Raw genomic sequence first — 16972 nt, forward strand, 5'->3', positions numbered from 1 at the left:
GCGGGGCGGCTCACCCTCCCGTGGACAGACCGGTCCGGGGGGCCGTGCCGAGGTGGGTGCCGACCCGCTTGACCATCAGGGTCATCTCGTACGCCACCTGGCCGACGTCGGAGTCGGCGTCGGCCAGGACGGCGAGGCAGCTGCCGTCGCCCGCGGCGGTCACGAAGAGGAAGGCGTCCTCCAGCTCGACCACGGTCTGCCGGACCCTGCCCGCCTCGAAGTGGCGGCCGACGCCCTTGGCGAGGCTGTGGAAGCCGGAGGCGACGGCGGCGAGGTGCTCGCCGTCCTCGCGGCTCAGGTCCTTCGACGCTCCGGTGGCCAGGCCGTCGCTGGACAGCACCAGGGCCTTGCGGATGGCGGAGACGCGCTGGACCAGCTCGTCGAGGAGCCAGTTCAGCTCGCCGTTGCCGTGGAAGGAGCTGCTGTTTGCTGCGGCGTTCGGTGCGGTCATCGACCGTCCCCCTCGGGTGTCGTTCCGTGTGCTGCGGTGTCGTCCGGGCCGGTGCCGTGCAGGCGTCCGCGCTGCCAGCCCCGCTGCATGGCGGCCATCCGGGCCCGCACCTCCTCGGCGTCGCGCTCGAAGTCGTCCTCGGCGGCGGGCCGGTCGGCGGGGGCCGGGCCGGCCGTCGGCGCGGTGCCGGCCGGCTGCTCGGGCTCGCGGAGCTGCGGCACGAGGCTCGCCTGACGGACCCGGCGCGGGAGCCCGGCGAGCGGCGCGGGGCGGGAGTCGGTGCTCGCCGGGTCCGCTGGCGGGTCCTCCCGGCGCGCGTCGGTGCCCTCCGGGCGTACGGGGACGAGCATGGGGCCGGTGGCGCGCTGCGGCGGCCGGCGGTCCGCGCCGGGGGCGGGGTGGGCGCGGCCGGGCTCGTCGAGCCGGCGTCCGTGGTCGACGACCAGGGTCGGCTGCCGGCGGCGCGGCAGGGGCACCGGGGCGCCCGCGGCGCCCTCGCCCGGGGTGTCGTCCTCCCCGGGAACCGCGGTCTGGTCCGGGGCCTGCTGGTGCTGCTCCCCCGCCGGGGCCGGGCCGGTGCGCCGGCGCTGGGGGCGGAAGAGGCCGCCGCGTTCGCTGTCGCTGTCGAGGAGGTCGGCGGAGCGGTCGAGGAGCGTGCCGATGTCCTCGGGGCCGAACGGCGGCTCCAGCTCGACCGGTCCGTCCACAGGACGGTCGAGCACCCGGCCCGCGTCCGCGTCGAACGCCCCGTCCCCGGCACCGGGCCGGCGTCCCGCCGGGCCCGTCCCGTCCGCCAGGTCGGGCACGCGCGCGAGGGCGGGCCGGCGCTGCGGCAGGGGGCCGTCGCCGAGCACGCCCGCGGGCGCCCCGGAGGTCGTACGGGATGATCCGCCGGAGGCGTGCCGGTCGGCGCCCTCCGGCGTGCGCGGGTCGAGGGACTTGCGGTCGAGACGGAAGCCCGCGCCCTGGGTCTCGGGGGCGTCGGTGAGCAGTGCGGCCGGGATGAAGACGACCGCGGTGGTGCCGCCGTACGGGGAGGTCTGCAGCGAGACGCGGACGTTCTGGCGCTGGGCGAGGCGGCTGACCACGAAGAGGCCGAGGCGGTCGGTGTCGGACAGCTCGAACTCGGGGGTCTCGGCGAGCCGCAGGTTGGCGTCGAGCAGGACGTCGGGGCTCATGCCGAGGCCGCGGTCGTGGATCTCCAGGGTGAAGCCGTTGGCGACGCGCTCGCCGAGGACCTGGACGGCGGTGTGCGGCGGGGAGAACACCGTGGCGTTCTCCAGGAGTTCGGCGATGAGGTGGGTGAGGTCGGCGACGGCGGGTCCGCCGACGCCGAGCCGGGGCAGCCGGCGGACCTCGACGCGCTCGTAGTCCTCGACCTCGGCGACGGCGGCCCGGACCACGTCCATCAGCTGCACGGGCTTGCGCCACTGGCGGGAGGGGGCGGCGCCGGAGAGGATCACCAGGCCCTCGGCGTGGCGGCGCATGCGGGTGGTGAGGTGGTCGAGGCGGAAGAGGTCCGCGAGCTCCTCGGTGTCCTCGGTGCGCCGCTCCATGGTGTCGAGCAGGGTGAGCTGGCGGTGGAGCAGGACCTGGTTGCGGCGGGCGAGGTTGACGAAGACCTCGGAGACCCCGCGGCGCAGCTCGGACTGCTTGACGGCGGCCTCGACGGCGGCGCGCTGGAGCGTGTTGAGGGCCTGGCCGACCTGGCCGACCTCGTCCTCGCCGTACCGCAGGTGGGGGACCTCGGTCTCGACGTCGACGGGCTCGCCGGCGGCGAGGCGGCGCATGACGCTGGGGAGGCGGACGCCGGAGACCTCCTGGGACTCCTTCTGGAGGCGGCGCAGGTCGCGGACGAGGGAGCGGCCGATCCGGACCGAGATGCCGACCGAGGCGAGGAGGGCGAGGAAGCCGAGGACGCCGGCCACGCCCGCTTTGAGCAGGACGCTGTACGCGGCGGGCTGGACGCGCTCCTGGTAGCGGTCGCCGGCGGCGGTGTTCGCGCGGGCGAGCTCGTCGAGGACGGGGCTGGCCTCGTCCTGCCAGTAGGCGGCGGTGACGGAGCGGGGGCGCTCGGTCGGGCCCGCCTCGACGAACGCCTCCTCGGCGGTGCGCAGGGCCGAGGTCTCGGGGCTGCGCCAGTACTGCTGGAAGCGCTGCCGCTCGGCGGCGGGGAGGAGTTCGAGGTTGACCTCGTAGAACTGCTTCCGCACGGCGATCAGGTCGGAGACGGCGCGGATCTCCTGGGCGGTGACGCGGTCGGCGACGAGCGCGGAGAGGACCAGGGCGTCCTCGCGGGAGAGGAGTTCGCGGGCCCGGGTGATGCCGACGAGGGCGCGGCCCTGCTTGTCCATCTCGACGTTCTCCAGCGCGTGGAGGGTGACGAGGAAGCTGTAGCAGGGGTCGACGAGGCGGTTGTAGAACTCCAGGGCCTGGAGCCTGCCGATGCCGCGCTTCTCGACCGAGCGGCGCAGGGAGGTGATCTCCTCGAACGCGGCGAGGAGCGAGTTCAGCTTCTGGGTGGTGACCGGGCGCATCTCCTCGCGGACGCCGGGGTCCTCGGCGTTGGCGCGGATGCGGTCCATCTGCCGGTCGGTGGCGAGGCGGGCCTCGCGGAGCTGGTCGAGGGCCTCGGAGCCGCGCGGGTCGGCGAGGTAGACGAGGGACTGGCGGCGTTCGAGCTGGATGACCCGGGCCGTGTCCTCGATGGGGTAGCCGATCTTGTCGACGATGTAGCCGACGTCGAGGAGTTGGTCGGCCTCGCGTCCGGTGAGGACGGTGGAGAACCCCCAGAGGCCGGTGAGGGAGACGAGCGGTACGAGGAGCAGCGCCACGATCTTCCGGCGGATGGACTTCCCGCGAAAGCGCATGGCCTCCCCCAGTACGGCCCCCGGCCACGGAGGTCCCTCGAACGGCGTCGCCGCGTCAACACGGCGCGTCAACCTTCGGTTTCAACAAACGGCGGCGTGAGCCTACTACTGCACCGCGACCATCTCGAAGGTGTGTCTGGGCGATTTTCAGCCTGCCGAGTGAGCGTTGATCATGAGATGTCCGGGAATTCCAGGAGTTGGGATCGGCCACTGTGGCGCAGGACACGTGACGGTGCGCGATTTCCCGCCCTGGGCGCAATGGCTGGAATCGTTCGTTCCGTTCGCGATGTCGGGTGACGTGGGGAAACCTTTTCCCTGTCCGGAGCGTCATGAAGTACGGGGGAACGTGCCGCCCGAGGGCGGACGGGGCGAGGACCGGCCGTCCGCGCCGTGTAGAACCGCGGGAAGCGGGCAGCCACCCCTGGGAGCGCCGTGCTGTGGGGAGTGACAGAACATGGATGACGAGACGCGGACCGCGCCTCAGCTGTGGGTGGAGGACGAGCGCGGACTGCGGAGGATGCCGGACCCGGTGCGGAACGCGGCGGTCCGGGCGGTGATGATCAGCTCGGTGACGATCATCCTGGCCGTGGTCGCCTTCCTCACCTCGGTGACGGGTTCCTGGCTGGCCTATCCGATGACGATAGCGGCCGTGGTCGCGACGGTGGTGGCCACCTGGAGCGTGCTGGACATCTGGATCACCCGCCAGGTGTGGCGGCAGCGCGCCGGCGTGGTCTCCGAGCCGAGCAGCAGCGCGTACCAGGGCCGGCGCGAGCGGGTCGCGGAGGAGCGGGTCGCGTGAACTCGGGGGGTTCGTCCGGAGGCGCCTGACCGAGCGTCGACTGATCGCGGGTCGACTGACCGAGGGGGCTTCGTCCGGGGGCGCCTGACCGAGGGGCGAACTGCGGGTCGACTGACCGCGGGGCGCATGGCCACGGGGCGACCGCCCCCGGGTGTGACGAGGGCCCGGTGGCCCAGAGAGGGATCTCTGGGCCACCGGGCCCTCGTCACGGTCACGTCCGGGATCCCGAGCGGTCACGACGCGGTCGGCGGTTCCTCGTCCTGGTGGCGGCGGAACATCCGGGTCGCCTTGATCTCGCCGTGGATCGTCTCCCCTTCGCCGGCCGGCTGCGGCAGGCCCGGCCGCAGGTGCTCCTCGACGCTGATGTACTTGAGGCCCGCCCTCAGGTCGGCGTCGTTGCGCAGCCGGATGACCAGCGGGAACTCGGCGAGTGCCGTGGTGTCGAACAGGCCCGTGGTGTACAGCAGCTGGACGCCGAGCGCGTCCGACACGGCACGCTGGAGCTCCAGCAGGTACGTGGCGTTGGCCCGGCCGATCGGGTTGTCGAGGAAGAGCGTGCCCGCGTGCCGGTGCTTGTCACGGCCCCGGTCGTTGGAGCGCAGCGCCGCCATCGTGCAGTAGAGCGCGATGGCCGCGGTGAGCAGCTGGCCGCCGGAGAAGACGTCGCCCATCTGTCCGACCGGCACCCGCTCGGCGCGCAGCACCGCGTCCGGCTTGAGGATCTCGACCGCCACGCCCTTGGGTTCGAGCGCCGCGTGCACCCCGCGCAGCAGCAGCGACATGCCGTCGCGGCGCAGGTCGGAGTTCTTCCGCACGGCGGCGCGGGTCGCCTCGTCGACGACCTCGCCGAGCCGCTCGGTGAGGGTGGCCTGGTCCGGTTCCTCGAAACGGATCCGCAGGAACTCCTGCCCGGACCACTCCCCCAGGCCCTCCGGGAGCCGGGAGAGCCGCTGAGCGGAGCGGAGGGTGGCCAGCGAGGTCTCCACCAGGCCCCGCAGCCGATCCACGATCGATTCGCGGTTCCGCTCCAGCTGGGCCAGCTCGTCGGTGAGGACCCGGAGCCGGGGCGCGAAGGCCTCGGCCCACTTGGCGGCGTGTTCGGGCAGCGCCGAGGCGGGCAGCTCGCGGATCTGCTGCCGGGCCGGGGTGCGGACCTGCTCGTAGCGGGTGGAGTTGGCGTGCCGGACGAGGATGTCGCTCGCCTCGCGGACGGAGGCGTCGGCGGCGGACAGCTCGGCGGTGCAGGCCCGCAGGGCCCTGCGGGCCTCGCCCGCGGTGGTCCTGGCCTCTTCCAGGGAGCCGGGGTACGGCTCCTGCTCCTCCTGGTCCTCCTCCGCGTGGTCGCGCAGCAGGTCGCGCAGGAGCGCGGCGGTCTCGTCGAAGCCTCCGGCGGCGTCCTCGGCGGCGCGGTGGTCGCGCAGCAGCCCGGTGTGGGCGGCGCGGGCCGCGTCCAGGGCGTCGCCGCGGGCGGCGAGTTCGGTGCTCGCGGTACGCAGCAGGGCCTGCGCCCGGTCGGCGTCGGCCGGGACCAGCTCCTCCGGCAGCTCGGTGTGGGCCCCGCCGTCCTCGGGGGCCAGCCGCTCGGCCTCGCCCCGGAGCCGTCCGAGCTTCTCGCTCGCCTCGGAGGCGCGGGTCTCCAGCATCTGCACCAAGGCCTCGGCGCGGGCCGCGGCGGCCTGCCGGGACGGGCCGTCGGCGCCGTCGGTGGACTCCAGGAGCTGCTCGGCGCGGGTGCGGACCTTGTTGGTGAGCCGGTCCAGTTCGGCGAGGGCGGCGGACTCGTCGCTCTCGGCGCGGGCCTGCTCGGCGCGCAGATCGGCGCCGACGCCGACCTTCTCGTACACCTGGGAGGCGGCCCGGTACGCCTCGCGGAGGGTGGGGAGGGCGGTGCGGGGCGCGGCGGCGTCCTCGTCCGGCAGCTGCTCGGGGGCGCCGGCGATCTCGGCGCGCTCGGCGCGCAGCGCGCGGGCGGTGCGGTGGGCGTCGTCGGCGGCGCGCTGGGCGGCCCGGCGGTCCTCGTCGGCGGCACGCGCGCGCTCCAGGCAGGTCTGGGCGCGGGCCTCGGCCTCGGCGGCGTCGTCGGCGAGCTCGCGGAGCTTGGCCTGCCAGGCGGAACGCTCCCGGAGCCGAAAGGCGAGGCCGGCGAGGGCGTCGGCGGCCCGGCGGGCGCGCTGGGCGGCCTCCTGGCGGTCGTCGCGGACGGCGAGGGCCTCGGCGGCGGTCTCCTCGGCCTCCGCGCGCGTGGCGCGGGCCTCTTCGAGGGCCCGGGCGGCGGTCTCCGCGGTCTCGCGGGCGGTGGCGGCGACGGCGGCGAGCTCGGCGAGCATGCCGGGCGGACAGTCGGCGCGCCAGGCGCCGATCCGGGCGGCGAGAGCGCGGTCGCCGGCGAGCCGGGCGGCGAGGGCGCGGATCTCCTCGTCGCGGGCGGCGGCACGCGCGCGGAGCGCCTGACGCTCCTCGTCGGCGGCGTGCTCGTCGTGCATGGCCGGGTTCGGCGGCACCAGGAAGACGCCGGTGTCCTCGCCGGCCTGCTGGGCCGGTACGGGGGCGAGGAGGGCGGCGGCGGTGCCGACGGCGACGGCGGAGCGGGGCAGCAGGGCTGCGGAGCCGAGGGCCTCGCGGGCGCGCCCGTACGAGACGGGGTCGGTGATGACGACGCCGTCGACGAGTTCGGGGCGGGCGGCCAGCACGCGCGCGTGGTCGGCGGGGTCGACGGACTGGGCGAGGTAGCGCCAGCCGGGGAGGGCGGGGATGCCGTGCTCGCCGAGGAACTCGACGGTGGCGAGGACGTCGGGGCCGGGCGGAAGCAGGCCGCCGTCGCCGAGGGCGCCGAGGATGCGGGAGTCGTCGGCGGCGGCCGTGCGCAGGTCGAAGAGCTGGCGCTCGGCGGAGGTGACGGCACCATCGAGCAGGCGGCGCAGTTCCTCGGCGTAGCGGTCGAAGTCGGTGACGGAGAGCGGCGGCTGCGCGTCGCCCTCGGGGGCCCGCTCGTCGTCCTCGGAGGTGTCGCCGTGCGTGTCGGCGGCGCGCTGGCCGGGGAGCGGGGAGCCGGAGCCGGGCAGCCCGAGGAGTTCGGCGAGGCGTTCCTCGCCGGCCAGGGCCTCGGCGGCCCGGCGCTCGGCGTCGTGGGCGTTGCCGGTGGCCTCGGCGGCGTCGGCGGCGCGGGCGGCGGCGAGTTCGGCGCGGGACTCGGCGGCGGCGGTCTCGCGGGCGCGCTCGCTCGCGGTGCGAGCCGCTTCGCGGGCGGCGTCCCAGGCGGCGACGGTGGTCTTCTCGGCGTCGGCGGCGGCGAGTGCGGCGCGGGCCGGGTCGGCGTCGGGGGCGGAGTCGTCGAGCCAGCCGGCCCGGACGGCCTCGGCGGTCTCCTGCTCGACCTCGGCGAGGCGCTGGCGCAGGTGGCCGGCCTCGCTGCGGGCGCGCTGGGCCTCGGTGGCGGCGGCGGTGGCGTCCCGGTGGGCGGCCTCGCCCGCCTCCTGGAGGGCGGTGGACCGCTCCTCCTCCTCGGTGGCGTGCCGCTCGCCCTCCTCGGCGGCGGCGGCGAGGGCGCGTACGAGGTCGGCGGCGGCGAGGGCGCGGGCGGCGAGGGCCGGGGCGGCGTCGCGCTCGGCCTCGCGGATGGCGGCGGCCACGCGCGCGGAGCGGTCGCCGGCGGCGCGGTGGCGGAGCACGGACTCGGCGGCCTGCCAGGCGGAGTGCAGGGTGCGGGCCTCGATGAGCTCGCGGCGCTGGGAGGCCGCGCCCTTCTCGGCGGCGGCGAGTGCCAGGGAGGCGTGCCGGTAGGCGAGTTCGGCGGCGATGAGGGCGCTGCGCTCGCGGGCCGTCTCGGCCTCGGAGACGGCGTGGCCGGCGGAGGTGACCTGCTGGGCCAGTTCGGCGGCGCGGGCGCGCTCGCCGGCGGCGCGGCCGGAGAGGCGGCGGGCGAGGTTCCGGGTGCGGCGCTCGGCCGCGACGTGCACCTCGCGCGCGTGGGACCGGGTTCCGGCGGCGTCGACGATCCGGTTGAGGAGGTCGACGGAGCCGGCGGTGAACTCGCGTTCGGCGGTGAGTTCGGCGCGGCGGCCGAGCTTGTTGCCGAAGCCGCCGACGAGGTCGGCGAGGCCGTCGGTGTCCCGGGTGTCGGTGACCGCGCGGAGGAGGAGGTCGGTGAAGTCGGAGTCCTTCTTGACCGCGAAGAGGCCGGCGGCCTCGCCCTCGTCGGCGTTCATCTCGCGCTGGTAGCGGAAGAGTTCGGGGTCGAGGCCGAGCTCGCCGAGGTGCTCGTTCCAGCGGTCGTGGATCTCCTCCCACACCACGTCGAGATGCGGGTACGCCTTGCCGGCCTCGGTGAGGGCGTCGCGGAAGCCCTTCATGGTGCGGCGGCGGCCCGAGGCGCCGGAGGCGCCCTCGGCGGCGGGGCGGACGGAGGTGGCCTCGGCGACCGGGAGGTTGTCGAGGCTGAGGCCGGGGCCGGGGCGGAAGGAGTACCACGCCTCGGCGAACTTCCGCGGATCGTTGGAGACCTGGCGGCCGCGCCACTCGCTGGCCTTGCCGACCACGACGAGCTCGCCGGTGAGGGTGTGCTGCCACTCCAGGGCGACGTGGCCGCAGTCGTCGGCGAGCAGGAACTTGCGGAGCACGCCGGAGCTGGCGCCGCCGAGGGTGTTGCGGTGGCCCGGGAGCATCACCGAGAAGATGAGCTTGAGGAGGACGGACTTGCCGCCGCCGTTCTCCAGGAAGAGCACGCCGGCGGGGGCGGGGCGGCGCGGCGGGCCGACCGGCTCCTCCTCGAAGAACTCCGCCTGGGTGGGGGCGGGGTTCGGCACGGGGGCGCCGACACCGCGCAGGTCCAGGACGGTGTCGGCGTAGCGGGCGCCGGCGGGGCCGATGGAGTAGAGGCGGACCCGGGACAGCTCGTACATGGCGAGGGACTCTCGTGCTCTCGTGCTCGGGAACTTCGGTCGCGCGTGCGGGTGCGGCGGCGCGCGGTGGCTGGGGCGGAGGGCGGCGGGGTGCGCCGGGGTCACGCGTGGAAGGGCAGGCCTGCGTCGGCGGCGAGGTGCAGGTCGTCGCCCTCGGGCGGCGGGACGAGGGTGGCGCTGCCGTCGCTGACCGGCACGACCCCGAGGTCGAGGAGTTCGGTCAGGGCGGCGGAACCCGCCATGTCCCGTACCTGGAGCTGGTAGCGGGCGGTGGTGCGGAAGGAGCCTCCGCTCTCGTCGCCGGTGCGCTGGAGGAAGCCGGAGTCGGTGAGGAAGGCGACGGCCTTGGCCACGATGCCGGTGGTGGAGCCGGCGAGGCGGCGGGCGTCCTTGGTGGCGCCGGTGGTGGAGCGGCGGGAGTAGACCCGCCAGGCGGCCTCCAGGCCGGGGGCGTCGGAGGCCGGGTCGGTGTTCTCGCCCTCCTCCTCGGCGCGCTGCTCCAGGCGGAGGCAGGCCTGGCGGACGAAGGAGTCCACGCCGTTGACGGTGAGGCGGCCGATGTACGCGTCGTCGGCGAGGTCCTCGGGGCGCGGGAAGGCCATCGCGGCGACCGCGAGGTGGGCGAGGCCGTGCAGGAAGCGGTCGGCGGAGTCGGTGTTCGCACGGCGGGCGTAGTCGCCCATGCGGACGGCGAAGACGGAGTCCTCGCCGGCGGTGACGGCCATGCCGGCGCGCGGGGAGACCTCCAGGACGATCAGGCCGAGACCGGTCGCGACGGCGTCGGCGAGCCGGGCGAAGGCCGGGTCCTCCTGGTAGCGGCGGAGCAGCTCGGCGTACTCGGCGTCGCGGGCGGGCAGCAGCTTGGGCTGGAGCCCGAAGGACACGAGCCGCGCGGCGTCGGCGGCGTCCGCGGGGGTGACGGCGGCGGGGGCGGTGTGCGGGGAAGCCGGGGCCGGGGGCCGGGGGGACTCCTGCTCGCTCCACGCGTCCGGGTACTCGGCGTACTCGGTGTGCTGGACGCTGTCGCTCACGGCTGGGGCTCCTCGGTGCGGCTCTCGTTCGGTACGGCTGCGGTGCCGGGGGCCCGGGGCAGGGGCAGCGGCACGGGGGTGACGGCGGCGGGTGCGGGGCTTTCGCCCGGGGCGGGCCGCGGCTCCGCCGGGGCGCCCGCGAGGCGTACGGCGCGGACCACGGGCAGGTCCCTGCGCCGCGCGGCGGCCCGGGGGGCCTCGGGCAGGGGTACGGCGCCGAGGCGGGGCCGGCCTCCGGGCTCACCGTCGGGGCGCCGCGCGCCGGGCGCTCCCGTACCGGACGTCCCGGCCTCGGCGGGCGAGTCCACGAAGGGGGGCCGGAGGCGGGGGCCGGGGGCGGCCGGCCGGGGCGCCGTCGGCGCTTCCGTGGCGGGCGGCCGCGTGGGTGCCGGGAACGGCACGGTCGGGGCGGCGACGGCTTCGGGGAAGGGGATCACGGTGGTTTCCGCGAGGGGGGCCACGGTGGCTTCGGCGGGCGGGACCACGGTGGCGTCTGCGAGCGGGACCACGGCGGCGTCCGCGGGCGAGGCCACGGTGGCGTCCGCGAGCGGGGCCACGGTGGCGTCCGCGAGCGGGGCCACGGTGGCGTCCGCGAGCGGCAACACGGCGGATTCCGCGGCGGCATCGGCGAGCGGGGCCACGGCTGCATCGGCGAGCGGGGCCACGGTGACTTCGGCGGGCGGGGCCACGGGCGCGTCCTGCGGCTCCGGCGGTGCCGCCGGGGGCTCGGCGAGGGGTGTCTCCGCGAGGAGGGCGGTCAGGGCCTCCGTCGTCGGGAGCCCCGCGCGCGTGGGACGGCGGGGCGGGTGGGGTTCCCGGCCGGAGCTGGAGGCGGGCGGGGTCGCGTCGGAGACGTACGTCATGTCGCCTCCTTACGGTCCGCGGCCATGCCGGCGGCGTCGAGGAGCGCGGTGCCGACGATGAGGTCGGCGCCGCCGAAACCGGGGTCGTCCAGCGGGGTGCCGTCGTCGACGGCGAAGAGCAGCCGCTCCTCGCCCTGCCGGTAGGCGGTGCCGACGGGCGGGCTGGCCGCGTGGACGGCGAGCAGGGCCACGAGGTAGGCGAGGTCCTCGCCCCCGGTGGCACGGGCCTCGGCGAGCAGGCCGGAGAGCCGGCGGGGGGCGTCGTGCTCCAGCTCCAGCAGGGCGAGCGCGTCGGACAGCTGGCGCTCGCTGAAGCGGGAGTCGTCCGGGGTGGCGATCAGGTCCGGCTCGGGCATCTCGGCGCCCAGGTGCTCGCGCTCGACCGGCGGGGTGAGCAGCAGGTCCACCAGGTCGCCGAGGCGGACCGAGGAGGGGGTGCGCAGGCCGGTGCCGTGGGCGAAGAAGGCGTCGGTGACGCGGGTGGCCCGCTCCACGGGGAGGGGCAGCACCGGTGCGACGAGCTGCCCGTACAGGTCGAGACCGGTGTAGCGGGTGGGGGCGGCGAAGGCCTGGCGGTCCTGCTCGGCGCGGAACAGCGGCCCCGCCTCCAGGAGCCGGGACTGGAGCTGGGTGTGGCGGCGGATGCAGTCCTTGACGATGTCGACCAGCTCGGCGGCCCGGCGCTTGTGCTCGGGGTCCTCGGCCTCGTCGCGCGCCTTGCGGATGTTGGTGAGGATCGCGTTCTCGTGGCGGTAGCGGTCGGCGACGTGGTCGAGCGCCTCGGCGATCATGTCGGGGACGCTGTTGAGCCAGTCCACCGCGCGCACGTTGCGCCGGGTGGCCTCCAGGGTCCTGCGGAGGGTCTCGGCGTACTGGACGGTCCGGTAGCGGGCCTGTTCAGCGGCGAGCTGGGCGTCGGCGAGGCGGCCCCGGCTGATCAGGACCTCCAGCTTCACCTCTGCGGCGATCTGGGCGCTGGTGACGTCGGTGTCGAGGGCGCCGACGAGCACGTTGACGGCCTCGTCGGTGGTCCGGAGGCAGACGGTGCCGCCGTACCCCGGGACCTCCTCGACGAGCTTGAAGTCGTAGTCCCGGCGGACGTACACGCCGTCGGTGCCGAAGGTGCCGTAGACGGCGCGGAAGCCCCGGTCGACGCTGCCGACGTTGATCAGGTTCTCCAGCACCCAGCGGGCCACGCGCTCGTGCTCGGCGGCCGGGCGGGCGGGGGCCTGGGCGGCGACGCGGGGCAGCAGCCGGGCGACGACCTGATCGTGGTCGGCGCCGGTGTCGAAGTCCATGTGGAGGGTGACGAGGTCGATCGCGGCGAGGGCGACCTCGGCCATCGCGTAGACCGTGTACTCGCCGGCGAGGTTCGCCTTGCGCGCGTCGAGGTCGTGCAGCGGCGCGGTGCAGGCGAGCGCGCGCAGGCGCCGCGCGAGCCCCTCGTCGGCGGCCGGCCCCTGCGCGGGGCGCGGCCCCGCGCTGAGCTGGGGCGGAGCGAGGTCCGTCGAGGCAGGCGAAGTCACGGTGCACAGAGTAGGTCCTCGCACTGACATGGGTCGAAACGGCGCAGAAACCACCGCGACGGCCCCGCCCGGGGCGGTACCCTCCCGCCGCGTGCCCGCGCGTGGGCTCCGGGCGGCGCGCGCCGTCGGCTACCCCTCCGCCGGTTCGTCCACGGCCCGGGCGTATGCGGCGCCCACGCGCGCGATGGAGTCGTCGAGGTAGCGGGCGAGGAGGCGTTCGGCGGCGGCGCGCTCCCCCGCGCGCAGGGCGTCCAGGATCTCCTTGTTGCGCTGGAGGTAGGGCTCGTGGAGGGCCCGGGCGTCGTCGACGACGTGGAAGGCGAGGCGGAGTTCGGCGAGGACGCCGCGCATGAGTTCGTCGGTACGGGCGCTGCCGGCGAGGGCGACGAGTTCGCGGTGGAAGTGGATGTTGGCCGTGGAGACCCCGCGCCAGTCGCCGTCGCGGGCGGCGGCCTCGCCCTCGGCGACGGCGGCGGCGAGTCCGGCGACCGGGAAGGGCGGGCTCCCGAGGCCCCGTACGACGGCGCACTCGACGAGCCGGCGGGTGCGGTAGATGTCCTCGACGTCGTCCACGGCGAGGACCCGGACGAAGACCCCGCGGTTCAGCTCGTGGACGAGCAGCCGTTCGTGGGTGAGGAGCCGGAACGCCTCGCGCAGGGTGTTGCGGGAGACCCCGAGCGCGCCGCCGATGCTCTCCTCGGAGAGCCGGGTGCCGGGCGGGAAGAAGCCCTCGGCGATGCGGGTGCGGAGGATGTCCGCGACCCTTTCCGCCGTGCTGGTGCGCCCGAGCAGCGCGCGGTCGTCCGCCAGTGCCCCGGTGCCCCCGGTCCTCCCGGTGCCGCTCGCGTCCACGGTCCCCCTTCCTCGCGGGCCGGTCGGCCCGTCCTCGCCCCGGCCGCCGAGTCAACCGCAGATCGCGACCGGGGACAACAGATGCCTTGTAGAATCGTTGAACAATCCTCTACCTTGGCGCCACCGCGCACCGTCACCACCGGAACACGCACCGCCCCCGCACCTGCGAAGGGAACAGCGCCATCATGAACGGGGTCCTGATCGACCTGAACGCCGATCTCGGCGAGGGCTTCGGCCGCTGGACGCTGACCGACGACGAACGGCTGCTCTCCGTCGTCACCAGCGCCAACGTGGCCTGCGGCTTCCACGCGGGGGACGCGGTCACCATGCGGCGGGTGTGCGCGCTGGCCGCCGAGCGGGGGGTACGGATCGGGGCCCAGGTGTCGTACCGGGACCTGGCCGGCTTCGGGCGGCGCTCCATGGACGTGCCCGCGGCGGAGCTGGCCGCCGAGGTGGCGTACCAGATCGGGGCCCTGGAGGTCTTCGCCCGCGCGGCCGGCTCCCGGGTGGCGTACGTGAAGCCGCACGGGGCGCTCTACAACCGGGTGGTCCGCGACACGGAGCAGGCGGCGGCGGTCGTCGACGGGGTGCTGCTCGCGGGCGGCGGGCTGCCGCTGCTGGGACTGCCGGGGTCCCGGCTGCACGAGGCGGCGGAGCGGGCGGGGCTCCCGGTGGTCGCCGAGGCGTTCGGCGACCGCGCCTACCGCGCCGACGGCTCCCTGCTGCCACGGGGGCAGGAGGGGGCCGTCGTGCACGACCCCGACGCGGTGGTCGAGCGGTCGGTGGCCATGGTCCGCGCGGGGACGGTGACCGCGCACTGCGGGACGCCCGTTCCCGTCCGGGCGCGCTCGCTCTGCCTGCACGGCGACACCCCGGGCGCGGTCGAGCTGGCCCGGCGCGTCCGGGCCGGCCTGGAGTCCGCCGGGGTCACCGTGGAGGCCTTCGCGTGAGGGTGCTGCGGGTGGGCGAACACGCCCTCCTGGTCGAACTGGCCGACCGGGCCGCCGCGGAGGCCCTCCACGCGGAGCTGCTGCGGCGCCGGACGGCGGGCGCGCTGACCGGGGTGCGGGAGATCGTGCCGGCGGCGCGGACGGTGCTGCTCGACGGGGTGGCCGAGCCGGTCCGGCTCGCGGCCGAGCTGCCGGACTGGGAGCTCCGGCCGGGGCACGCGCGCGTGGGTCAGGTCGTGGAGGTACCGGTCCGGTACGACGGGCCGGACCTCGCCGAGGTGGCCGCCCTGTGGGGGGTGTCGCCCGCCGAGGCGGTACGGATCCACTCCTCGGCCGAGTTCCGGGTGGCGTTCTGCGGCTTCGCCCCCGGATTCGGTTACCTCACGGGGCTGGGCGAGCGGTACGAGGTGCCGCGCCGGGCGACGCCCCGGACGGCGGTCCCGGCCGGCGCGGTGGCGCTGGCGGGGCCGTACACGGGCGTGTATCCGCGCTCCTCACCGGGCGGCTGGCAGCTGATCGGGACCACGGACGTGGTCCTGTGGGACACCGGGCGCGAGCCCGCGGCGCTGCTCTCCCCCGGCACGCGCGTGCGGTTCAGGCCGTCGCGGGACGACTCCGCCGGGGCGGGGGCCGGGCGATGAAGGACCGCGCCGTCGCCGTCGTCCGGGCCGGCGCCCTGACCACCGTGCAGGACCTGGGGCGGCCGGGGTACGCGCACCTCGGCGTGCCCCGCTCCGGAGCCCTGGACCCGGCGGCCGCCCGGCTGGCCAACCGGCTGGTCGGCAACGACGAGTCGGCCGCGGTACTGGAGACCACCGTGACCGGGTGCGCGCTGCGCCCCCGGAGCGCGGTGACCGTGGCGGTGGGCGGCGCGCCCTGCCCGGTCCGGGCCGACGGCCGTCCGCTGCCCTGGGGCACGACGGTACGGGTCCCGGCCGGCGCGCTCCTGGAGGTCGGCCCGGCCGTGCGCGGGCTGCGCTCGTACGTGGCGATCGGCGGCGGGATCGCCGTCGATCCGGTGCTCGGCAGCCGCTCCTCCGACCTGCTGTCCGGGCTCGGCCCGGCGCCACTGGTGGACGGGGCGGTGCTGCCGCTGGGGGCGGCCGCGGCCGTACGGGGGCCGGTCGACGCTCCCCCCTGGCCGGGTCCGCCGGACGAACTCGTCCTGCGGGTCCGGCTCGGGCCGCGCGACGACTGGTTCACGCGTGAGGCGCTGCGCACCCTCACCACGCGCGCGTACCTGGCGTCCTCGGCGAGCAACCGCATCGGCCTGCGCCTCGACGGCCCCGCCCTGGCGCGCGCCCGCCCCGGGGAGCTGCCGAGCGAGGGCGTGGTCCTGGGCGCGGTGCAGGTTCCGCCGGACGGGCGGCCGGTGGTCTTCCTGGCCGACCATCCGACGACCGGCGGCTACCCGGTGGTGGCGGTGGTGCGGGAGGCGGACCTGGGGGCGGCGGCGCAGGCGGTGCCGGGGACGCCGGTCCGCTTCGTCACGGCGCCGTAGCGCCGGTCTCCCCCTCGGCTTCCGGCGGGGGCCCCGGGCGTCCACCCGCTCGGGGACCTCGGCCACGCGCGCGTACACGGCCTCGGGGCGGACGATGTGCCGGTCGAAGAGGCGGGGCCGGTTCTGGCAGGCGATGCGCAGGGCGTCGCGGAAGCCCTCGGTGATCAGCAGCAGGGTGGGTTCGCCGCGCCGTTCCAGGAGGGCGTCGGTGGCGACGGTGGTGCCCGTCCTGACGACGGCGACCCGGTCGGCGGGGACGGGGTCGCCGGGGCCGAGGCCCATGAGGAGCCGGATCCCGGCCACGGCGGCGTCCTGGCGGCGGGCCGGGTCGGGGGAGAGCACCTTGCGGGTCATGAGCCGGCCGTCGGGGCGCCGCCCCACGACGTCGGTGAAGGTGCCGCCCCGGTCGATCCGGAACTCCCAGCGCCCGCTCGTTCCCCCGTTGTCGCCGCGAGGGCCTCGGCGAGGGCGGTCTCGGCGCGCGCGTCCGGCGGACCCGTTCCGGTGCCGTCGATCCGGTGGAGGAGTTCCTCCCCGGCGAGCAGCAGGAGCTGCGGCAGCAGGTCGCGGCTGCGCCGGAGCACCCAGCCGGTGCCGGCGGTGGCGAGCCGGCGGGCGGTCTCCGCGCGCGTGGGCGGCGGTTCGGAGGCCTCCGGGGAGGGTGCCGGTCCCCGGGCGATCCCGCGCTCGGCGAGGAGGCGGTGGAAGGCCACGGCGACGGCGCGGTGGCCGCGCTCGCCGGGGTGGAGCCGGTCGGCGCTCCACAGCGTCCGGTCGGCGGTCCAGGCGGGTTCGGCGAGGTGGAGGTGGACGGCCGCGTACCGGGCGGACAGCGCGTGCACGACCGCGTTCACGGACCGCCCGCGGCGGGCGAGCGGCCGGGCGAGCGGTCCCGGCAGGCCGAGCATGCGTCCCGGGTCGGGCAGGCAGGCGGTCAGGAGGACGGCTCCGGTCGCGTCGAGCGCGCCGAGGACCCGGTCCAGGCGGCGGGCGAACAGGCCGATGTCGAAGGTGTGCCGCAGGGTGTCGTTGACGCCCACCACGACGGAGGCGAGGTGCGGCCGGAGGGCGGCCGCGCGCGGGACCTGGTCCTCGGCACGTCGCCGCTGAGCGCGCCGCTGACGGCGAGGTTGACGAACTCCACGCGCTGCCCCGGTCCGGCGAGCCCGTCGGCGAGCAGCGCGCCCCATCCCCGCCAGGCCCCGCCGACCCGGTCCCCGACGCCCTCGCT

The 16972-nt window shown here is 76.4% G+C and carries 12 protein-coding genes and 1 pseudogene; 4 read left to right on the forward strand and 9 right to left on the reverse strand.

What is annotated here, in order from left to right; all coding sequences use genetic code 11:
• Positions 1-10 precede the first annotated feature (10 nt).
• Positions 11-451, reverse strand: a complete 441-nt coding sequence (locus ACF1BN_RS36555) for a roadblock/LC7 domain-containing protein (RefSeq protein WP_392335920.1) — start codon at positions 449-451, stop codon at positions 11-13.
• Complete coding sequence (locus tag ACF1BN_RS36560; RefSeq protein WP_392335921.1) at positions 448-3321, reverse strand: nitrate- and nitrite sensing domain-containing protein; 2874 nt, start codon at positions 3319-3321, stop codon at positions 448-450. Before ACF1BN_RS36560 ends, ACF1BN_RS36555 begins: the two co-directional genes overlap by 4 nt.
• 454 nt (positions 3322-3775) lie before the next feature.
• Here ACF1BN_RS36560 and ACF1BN_RS36565 point away from each other — a divergent pair, with 454 nt between their 5' ends.
• Positions 3776-4120: a hypothetical protein gene (locus tag ACF1BN_RS36565; protein WP_392335922.1), complete on the forward strand. Its 345-nt coding sequence runs from the start codon at positions 3776-3778 to the stop codon at positions 4118-4120.
• Positions 4121-4353: 233 nt separating this feature from the next.
• On the opposite strand, the gene ACF1BN_RS36570 is transcribed toward ACF1BN_RS36565, so the two are convergent.
• The 5 genes from ACF1BN_RS36570 to ACF1BN_RS36590 all read right to left on the reverse strand — a co-directional run bounded on the left by ACF1BN_RS36570 (position 4354) and on the right by ACF1BN_RS36590 (position 13290).
• Positions 4354-9018, reverse strand: a complete 4665-nt coding sequence (locus ACF1BN_RS36570; protein WP_392335923.1) for a hypothetical protein — start codon at positions 9016-9018, stop codon at positions 4354-4356.
• A gap of 101 nt (positions 9019-9119) precedes the next feature.
• Positions 9120-10049, reverse strand: coding sequence for a hypothetical protein (locus ACF1BN_RS36575; RefSeq protein ID WP_392335924.1), 930 nt, complete (start codon positions 10047-10049; stop codon positions 9120-9122).
• Positions 10046-10912: a hypothetical protein gene (locus ACF1BN_RS36580; RefSeq protein WP_392335925.1), complete on the reverse strand. Its 867-nt coding sequence runs from the start codon at positions 10910-10912 to the stop codon at positions 10046-10048. The genes ACF1BN_RS36575 and ACF1BN_RS36580 overlap by 4 nt, the downstream gene beginning before the upstream one ends.
• A complete protein-coding gene (locus ACF1BN_RS36585) occupies positions 10909-12438 on the reverse strand; it encodes a hypothetical protein (RefSeq protein ID WP_392335926.1) in 1530 nt (509 codons plus the stop codon). Before ACF1BN_RS36585 ends, ACF1BN_RS36580 begins: the two co-directional genes overlap by 4 nt.
• A gap of 129 nt (positions 12439-12567) precedes the next feature.
• A complete protein-coding gene (locus ACF1BN_RS36590) occupies positions 12568-13290 on the reverse strand; it encodes a GntR family transcriptional regulator (RefSeq protein ID WP_392335927.1) in 723 nt (240 codons plus the stop codon).
• 185 nt (positions 13291-13475) lie between these two features.
• Here ACF1BN_RS36590 and ACF1BN_RS36595 point away from each other — a divergent pair, with 185 nt between their 5' ends.
• Genes ACF1BN_RS36595 through ACF1BN_RS36605 form a run of 3 tightly spaced genes read left to right on the forward strand, consistent with a single transcriptional unit; the run spans position 13476 to position 15741 of the window.
• Positions 13476-14240, forward strand: coding sequence for a LamB/YcsF family protein (locus tag ACF1BN_RS36595; protein WP_392335928.1), 765 nt, complete (start codon positions 13476-13478; stop codon positions 14238-14240).
• Complete coding sequence (locus tag ACF1BN_RS36600; protein ID WP_392335929.1) at positions 14237-14881, forward strand: allophanate hydrolase subunit 1; 645 nt, start codon at positions 14237-14239, stop codon at positions 14879-14881. The genes ACF1BN_RS36595 and ACF1BN_RS36600 overlap by 4 nt, the downstream gene beginning before the upstream one ends.
• Positions 14878-15741 (forward strand): biotin-dependent carboxyltransferase family protein, encoded by an 864-nt coding sequence (locus tag ACF1BN_RS36605; RefSeq protein WP_392335930.1) that lies wholly within the window; start codon positions 14878-14880, stop codon positions 15739-15741. Before ACF1BN_RS36600 ends, ACF1BN_RS36605 begins: the two co-directional genes overlap by 4 nt.
• A gap of 23 nt (positions 15742-15764) precedes the next feature.
• On the opposite strand, the pseudogene ACF1BN_RS36610 reads toward ACF1BN_RS36605, so the two are convergent.
• Both ACF1BN_RS36610 and ACF1BN_RS36615 read right to left on the reverse strand, forming a co-directional pair.
• Positions 15765-16152: pseudogene (locus ACF1BN_RS36610) on the reverse strand (hydantoinase/oxoprolinase N-terminal domain-containing protein); the annotation flags it as partial.
• On the reverse strand, positions 16092-16931 hold the full coding sequence (locus ACF1BN_RS36615; protein WP_392335931.1) for an SGNH/GDSL hydrolase family protein: 840 nt from the start codon (positions 16929-16931) through the stop codon (positions 16092-16094). The pseudogene ACF1BN_RS36610 and the gene ACF1BN_RS36615, both read right to left, overlap by 61 nt.
• Positions 16932-16972 lie beyond the last annotated feature (41 nt).

The sequence above is a fragment of the Streptomyces sp. NPDC014861 genome (assembly GCF_043081625.1).
Classification (GTDB): Bacteria; Actinomycetota; Actinomycetes; order Streptomycetales; family Streptomycetaceae; genus Streptomyces.

Coding starts and splice junctions, on each gene's coding strand:
- ACF1BN_RS36555 (WP_392335920.1), bottom strand. CDS start 451: ATGACCGCACCGAACGCCGCAGCAAACAGCAGCTCCTTCCACGGCAAC.
- ACF1BN_RS36560 (WP_392335921.1), bottom strand. CDS start 3,321: ATGCGCTTTCGCGGGAAGTCCATCCGCCGGAAGATCGTGGCGCTGCTC.
- ACF1BN_RS36565 (WP_392335922.1), top strand. CDS start 3,776: ATGGATGACGAGACGCGGACCGCGCCTCAGCTGTGGGTGGAGGACGAG.
- ACF1BN_RS36570 (WP_392335923.1), bottom strand. CDS start 9,018: ATGTACGAGCTGTCCCGGGTCCGCCTCTACTCCATCGGCCCCGCCGGC.
- ACF1BN_RS36580 (WP_392335925.1), bottom strand. CDS start 10,912: ATGACGTACGTCTCCGACGCGACCCCGCCCGCCTCCAGCTCCGGCCGG.
- ACF1BN_RS36595 (WP_392335928.1), top strand. CDS start 13,476: ATGAACGGGGTCCTGATCGACCTGAACGCCGATCTCGGCGAGGGCTTC.
- ACF1BN_RS36605 (WP_392335930.1), top strand. CDS start 14,878: ATGAAGGACCGCGCCGTCGCCGTCGTCCGGGCCGGCGCCCTGACCACC.
- ACF1BN_RS36615 (WP_392335931.1), bottom strand. CDS start 16,931: ATGGGGCGCGCTGCTCGCCGACGGGCTCGCCGGACCGGGGCAGCGCGT.